The following is a 6257-nucleotide window of genomic DNA, read 5'->3' as shown; positions in this document are numbered from 1 at the left end:
TCTTGCACTTTATTCTCGATCGCGCGCTCAAAACCCAGGCTACCTCAAGTGCGATCGATATATTCAGCAAGCCCTACCTAGAATTTAGGTAGCATCACAGACACGCCACCTCCGAATCTCCCAACGTTTAAGGACAGGTTCAGCAATCAAAACCTCATTTTCTCTTGCCTCCATGACGATAAAATAATCTCCCTGGTTAAATCTGTCGTTGTAAATTCTTGCTTGTTCTTCTGGCAGCAACCATCCTTGAAGTGCGCCATATAGACCACCAGCAGTTGCAGCAATCCCACTTCCAACGAAAGTTGCTAAAAGGCTTTCCACCGCTAATACCGGACCAATACCGGGAATTAGCAGGCTGCTGAGTCCAACAATTAAGGCTAGTGAACCTAGTCGTATGCTGCCTAAGATCGCGCCTACTTGTGCGCCTGCTGCTCTTGTGATTAAAATTTGCTGCACTCCCAGAGAGTGCAGATCATCATTGTCAGAAGGTTTAGCAATCACTGAAATCTTTTGCATGGGGAAGCCCCTGCTTTTTAGCTCAACTAGCGCCTGCTTTACGTTTCGATGATTAGTAAATAGGCCGCTAGCACGTTTGAGATTTTGGTAATTCATGAGAAATATTCAATATTCAACGCTACAAAATGGGTAAATAGTGTGTAAAGTCGCTTGCAATTGCCGCATACAAAAACTACTTAGTTCAGAGGTGCAAAACGCTTTAGTAAAGCTGACAGAGCAATCATGGGCAGTCCGAATCCGATACAAATTAAGCCTTGGATTGCGCTCAAAGCTTCAGTGTCGAATAACTGATTCATAATGCCCCATTGGCTAAACAGGAATTGGAGAATGAAAATAGCCCCAATGCCGATCGCCACAGCATAGCCAACTGATTCATCTTTACCGCGCAGTTTGGCGACGATCGCCGGAACGAAGCGACTGATACTTAACAGGTAAAAAGCTTCGGCCGCAACCAATGCTTGAATTGCCATCGTCCGGGCTAGAGCTTCATTGCCTGTGGTTTGGACGATCCATTCAAACATCCCAAAGATCGCAATCCAGTTAAATACCGAAACTGTCAGAATCCGAGCGATCAGCCTGCGAGACAGAAGCGGTTCATTGGCAGGTCGAGGCGGCTGTTGCATGACATCGGGAGAGGGCGGCTCAAAGGCCAACGGTAAGCTCAACGCAACTGAACTGACCATATTCAGCCAGAGAATTTGTACTGGCAAAATGGGTAGTGGGGTTGCCAGAAGTACGGCAATCAAGATGGTCATGGACTCTCCACCATTCACGGGCAGGATGAAGGCGATCGCCCGCAGCAGATTCTTATAAACAGTGCGCCCTTCCTTAACTGCTTTCTCGATCGAAGCAAAGTTGTCATCCGTCAGAATCATATCTGCGGCTTCTTTTGTCACTTCAGTGCCCGTGATGCCCATCGCTACCCCAATATCAGCTTGCTTCAGGGCGGGAGCATCATTAACTCCATCTCCAGTCATCGCCACAATCTCGCCCTTAGACTGAAGTGCTTCGACAATCCGCAGCTTTTGTTCTGGTGCGACACGAGCAAATACACAGCATTGTTCAACAGTATTGGCTAATTGCTGCTGATTCATTTGAGCGAGTTCTTGACCGGTAAAAAGGGGAGCCTCTTGGGTTTGATTTAGTCCCATTTGGTGGGCGATCGCTGCTGCTGTTTTGGCATGGTCGCCCGTAATCATCTTGACCTCAATTCCCGCAGACCGACAGGCTTGAATCGCCTGAATCGCTTCGGGGCGAGGCGGGTCGATCATGCCTTGCAGACCCAGAAAAGTTAACCCTTGCTCAATATCAGAATGCTCAATAGAAGATTGAGAAGCGGGTACAAATTTCTTGGCAAGTGCCAGAACTCGTAACCCTTTTTTTGCCATTCTCTCCACGGTTTGCTCGATCAGCGCGGGGTTGAGGGCGCTCGCCTCTCCCTCTTCATCGAGCATCAGGCGACACCGCTTGAGAATTGCCTCAATTGAACCCTTGACATAAATCAACCGTTGTGGGCGATCGTCATGTAAGGTTGCCATGTATTGAAACTGAGATTCAAACGGCAGTGTATCGAGCCGGCAAAGCGCTTCCTCCAGTTTCTCAGCAATTAACCCCGCTTTTTGGGCTACCGCAACCAGGGCCCCTTCCGTTGGACTACCGATCGCAGTCCAGTTCCCGTCTTGCACGTCTAGATAAGAATCGTTGCACAACAGTCCTGCTTGCAGGCATTCATATAAAGCAGGTGCGTTCGCCAGGTCAACCAAATGTCCATTTACAGAAATTTTCCCGTCTGGTGCATATCCTCCACCGCTAACCCGATATCGCTTTCCACCGGCATCTATCTCTTGAACAGTCATTTGATTCTCAGTCAAAGTTCCGGTTTTGTCGGAACAAATCACCGTGGTGCTACCCAGCGTCTCAATTGCCGGAAGTTTGCGAATAATGGCGTGCTGCTTTGCCATTTGGGAAACCCCGATCGCCAGCGTCACCGTTAAAATCGCGGGTAAGCCTTCAGGAATTGCGCTGACGGCAAGCGCCACAGATGCCTTGAACACCTCAACCCAAGAAAATCTCTGGGCAATGCCTGCGACAAAGGTGAAGGCAGCCAAACCTAAAATGACATAGAGCAAGGTTTTGCTAAATTTGTCAATTTTGCGGCTCAGTGGGGTTTCCAGTGCGGTACTTTGCTGCATGAGTTGGGAGATGTGTCCCGTCTCGGTCATGTCACCAATGCTGACGACCAGTCCGCGTCCCTGTCCAAACGTTACCAGGCTTCCGGTATACGCCATGTTCGTGCGATCAGCCAGTGCAGCGTCTGCCTCTAGCGCCTGGGATTGCTTCTGGATCGGGACAGATTCTCCCGTTAACGCTGACTCATCGACTTGTAAGTCACGGACTTCGATCAGCAGCAGATCCGCAGACACTTTATCCCCAGAAGACAGCAAGACGAGATCGCCAGGAACGAGTTCGCTGGATGAAACCACTTGCTTTTGACCGTTGCGGAGAATGGTTGCCTCAGTTGCAACAGATTTTGCTAAAGCGGCGATCGCATTCTCTGCCTTTGACTCTTGAACGAAACCAATGGTGGCATTCGTCAGAGCCACCCCAAAAATTACCCCTGAATCAATCCACTCTTTCAGAAATGCTGTCACTATGCCAGAGGCTAACAAAATGTAGATTAGCGGCTGATTCAGTTGCTGAAAAAATCGCAACCAGGCACTTTGCTGCTTCTGAGCCGTTAGTTGATTGGGACCGAGGATCTCGCGCCGTTGGGCTGACACGTCGGAAGATAGACCTATTTCCAGGTCAGTCTCTAAAAGCCGAGCCACTTTCTCGACAGAGAGGTGATGCCAAGAGTGTTCTACTAATTTTTCTACATTGGTTGCAGTCATAACGTTTCTTGTCAAGCCAAGAGCTTCTCTGTTATTTCGTCTTGTTTCTAGCGTCATTGATGAATGTGAGCCAAAAGTGATGCACTGATTTCTGTTACTCACATTTGGATCACATTTGCTTCCTATACTTAGACAGAGAACCGATTGAGATAGCTTATGGACTTGCAAACCTTAGTTCACTGGACTTGGTTTATTGTTGCCTTTAAGTGATAGGCTTGTAAAAAACATTACTTTTAATGGATGAACAATCGTACATCACTTATTTAGTTGAAATTCTCAAAGACTTCCGGGTGATTTTTATTGGGAAAATTGCGTTTCATAATAAACAAAACGGCGTTGCTGATTCAGGGTATGAATCAACTTTTCTCGGAAGTTACAAAACTCATCATAATTGGTTTATAGCAATTGGAGAATCTTGAATTCATACCTGTATTCAGCAACTATTCCTTAAAACTTCTCGTTGACTTAGTTGCCATACCTCTCATACTTGAAAGGAGATAATAAAGAATGGAAGCTACCAAAAAAATTGCTAAAGATATCCAGAAAAAATTAATCATTTTTACGCATATTCCCAAGACAGCAGGGACATCATTGCGTCATATTCTCATGCAACAGTATGGTGAGAATGCTGTATTTATGTTTTATGACGATCCCACGGTAACGACAAAAAATGCAGATGAATTACTTAATGAACTGAGAGGTTATTTTCGATATCTTCCGGCAACAAATAATCACAACTTTAATAGTTTGGTGAAACTGAGAGTCATTAGTGGGCATAAACCTTTTGGGATTCATAGTTTATTGCCTGTCAATAATTTCCATTATATCACGCTCTTGCGCGAACCAATAGAGCGAGTCATCTCTTTTTACTACCACATATTCGGCAGAACGGAACATAGCCTTGAGTATTTAATTTCTTGTAAACAATCAATAGAATTTGATAATTTGCAGGTGAGAATGCTATCGGGCGTCGGCTGGAAAGTCCCTTACGGTAATTGTTCCTGTAAGATGTTAGAACAAGCTAAATACAACCTACTTCACTATTATACTTTTGGCATTCAAGATCGGTTTGCTGAAAGTTTAGAAATTTTCAGCAAATACCTGGGTTTCTCGCAAGTTCAAATTGTCGCAGAAAATGTGGGAGTAAACAAACCGAAAAATACTAGTATTGAGCAGGAAACCTTACATTTAATTGCCCAACAAAATCTACTAGACATAGAGCTTTATCAGTTTGCAAAAAACTTATTTAAGGAACGACAAATCCAGTGCCAGAGCGTCGATTAGGACGGGCGATCGAGCTTAACAAATTCCGCCGGAGACTTCCCGATGGTCACCGAATCTCGCTGAATCTGGGAGAGTTCGATCGCGTCGGCAAGCGCTTGCACCGCTTCATTTTGCGCAGTTTTATCTCCCTGGTGGTGCTGCAAAAGCCATGCAGCGAAGGCTGCAGGTTCGATAAAACTGCAAACGCAATTAGCTGAATTAACATCGTTCCGATCGACCACTAGATCCCAGAGCGCACTGGCGGCATCTAGCGCTCTATTTCTGTTTAAATCGCGGACTTTTTTCATGATTTTCTAATTTACAAAACGAAACTCCTGACGCAGTTTTTTCTCAGTAACATTTTCAGGATTCAGGTTCCGGCGAATATCCTGAATCGAAACTTGCCGCATAAATCCGACTGGTTCTGATAAAACCTCAAAAATAGTCCCCGTAGATTTTTTTGGGCGTTGCTGAATTACAATATGAATCGCTGTGCGACTGGAACATCCTTAAATTTGAGGTAGTGGCTCAACAATCTAACTGAATGTTTTAGCATTACTACAGATTTAGAATAACAAAGTGTCTTGCGATGAAGCCTTCCCAAATAATGCCGTAGACGTGTGTTTTCTCCTCCCACTCGGGTCATATAAGTCTTGCTCACAATCTGATCGCCATCTGGGATGAACATTGGATAGACTGGCCATCCATCCGTAACGTAAAAATAGCACTGCCATGTCTTCACAATTGCCCACAAAAGACGAAATGTTTCAGCACGCTCGATCGTCTAAAACCCATGCTAAAATTCCTTCTTGGAAGTGATCAACTGCTGTCCATATCCAGATGCAAGTTTTTTTTTAATCAGACAAAAGTTTCAAGTTCATCAAGTTCACATACTTGCGGTATCACAGTAGGATTATAAGCATCGGGTAGTAGCTCTGCAACTTGTTTAACCCATTTGATTATGGTAGTGTGATGCACTCCTTTAACCCTCTCAATAGCTCGCTCATCCCATACCATTGACATACATTTTTAGGCATTCCTGTCTCACATCATCACTATAACCTCTATGCTCTGTATATTTGTCAAGAAATTGCCGACCGCAATCGATACAAATATGATGAGTGCTTATCTCTCTGGATTCCATTTTTGCGGATATGAGTTGAGCTGCATTCAGGGCATTTCATAAAAATTTACTTTATGACCCATTATGCTCTGATATTGTAATTGAGCAACGCCAAAAAAACAAACAAAGAATATGCAATTATTAAAGCTATTGGTGCAAGGAATCAGCGTCAGCACAGTTGCAATTTTGGGTTTAGGTGCTTGCACCTCCCCCAATACTTCACAGACAACTGTTCCATCTACTTCTGCTCGCACAACTGCCACTGGAAATACGACTGATCCAACCGCTTCTGCGCCTGCAACCACGACCGCACAGACTGCTCAGAATCAAGACGTTGACGATATTGCCGATCGCGTAGAAGAGGCATTAGACTCCGATGTCACCCTCAAGCCTTAGCGGGTGACAACGTACCTATAATGCTTGCTGCATAAAGGATAGAGCCAAGAAGCCGCGCTGAAAATAGA

General features: G+C 45.1%; 5 protein-coding genes and 1 pseudogene. 2 read left to right on the top strand and 4 right to left on the bottom strand.

Annotated features, from left to right (window positions below; translation table 11 throughout):
* Positions 1-84: 84 nt before the first annotated feature.
* Positions 85-612, bottom strand: a complete 528-nt coding sequence (locus QUA40_RS27180) for a hypothetical protein (protein ID WP_333131639.1) — start codon at positions 610-612, stop codon at positions 85-87.
* An 80-nt stretch (positions 613-692) separates the two neighbouring features.
* The gene (locus QUA40_RS27175) at positions 693-3407 is read right to left on the bottom strand and encodes a cation-transporting P-type ATPase (protein ID WP_333131637.1); all 2715 of its coding nucleotides are present in this window, start codon (positions 3405-3407) and stop codon (positions 693-695) included.
* A gap of 507 nt (positions 3408-3914) precedes the next feature.
* On the opposite strand from QUA40_RS27175, the gene QUA40_RS27170 reads away from it, so the two are divergent.
* Complete coding sequence (locus tag QUA40_RS27170) at positions 3915-4691, top strand: sulfotransferase family 2 domain-containing protein (RefSeq protein WP_333131635.1); 777 nt, start codon at positions 3915-3917, stop codon at positions 4689-4691.
* On the opposite strand, the gene QUA40_RS27165 is transcribed toward QUA40_RS27170, so the two are convergent.
* Together QUA40_RS27165 and QUA40_RS27160 are read right to left on the bottom strand one after the other, a co-directional pair.
* Entirely contained in the window at positions 4688-4978 is a 291-nt protein-coding gene (locus QUA40_RS27165) for a hypothetical protein (RefSeq protein WP_333131633.1), read from the bottom strand. The two genes, QUA40_RS27170 and QUA40_RS27165, sit on opposite strands and share 4 nt — an antisense overlap.
* Before the next feature lie 167 nt (positions 4979-5145).
* A pseudogene (locus QUA40_RS27160) lies at positions 5146-5854 on the bottom strand (IS1 family transposase).
* 71 nt (positions 5855-5925) lie between these two features.
* Between QUA40_RS27160 and QUA40_RS27155 the strand changes: the two are divergent.
* Positions 5926-6189: a hypothetical protein gene (locus tag QUA40_RS27155; protein ID WP_333131631.1), complete on the top strand. Its 264-nt coding sequence runs from the start codon at positions 5926-5928 to the stop codon at positions 6187-6189.
* Positions 6190-6257 lie beyond the last annotated feature (68 nt).

The organism is Microcoleus sp. Pol11C3 (assembly GCF_036701485.1).
In the GTDB taxonomy this organism is placed as follows: Bacteria; Cyanobacteriota; Cyanobacteriia; order Cyanobacteriales; family Microcoleaceae; genus Microcoleus.
This window is presented reverse-complemented; position numbering and strand designations above follow the sequence as displayed.

Coding starts and splice junctions, on each gene's coding strand:
- QUA40_RS27175 (WP_333131637.1), bottom strand. CDS start 3,407: ATGACTGCAACCAATGTAGAAAAATTAGTAGAACACTCTTGGCATCAC.
- QUA40_RS27180 (WP_333131639.1), bottom strand. CDS start 612: ATGAATTACCAAAATCTCAAACGTGCTAGCGGCCTATTTACTAATCAT.
- QUA40_RS27155 (WP_333131631.1), top strand. CDS start 5,926: ATGCAATTATTAAAGCTATTGGTGCAAGGAATCAGCGTCAGCACAGTT.
- QUA40_RS27165 (WP_333131633.1), bottom strand. CDS start 4,978: ATGAAAAAAGTCCGCGATTTAAACAGAAATAGAGCGCTAGATGCCGCC.
- QUA40_RS27170 (WP_333131635.1), top strand. CDS start 3,915: ATGGAAGCTACCAAAAAAATTGCTAAAGATATCCAGAAAAAATTAATC.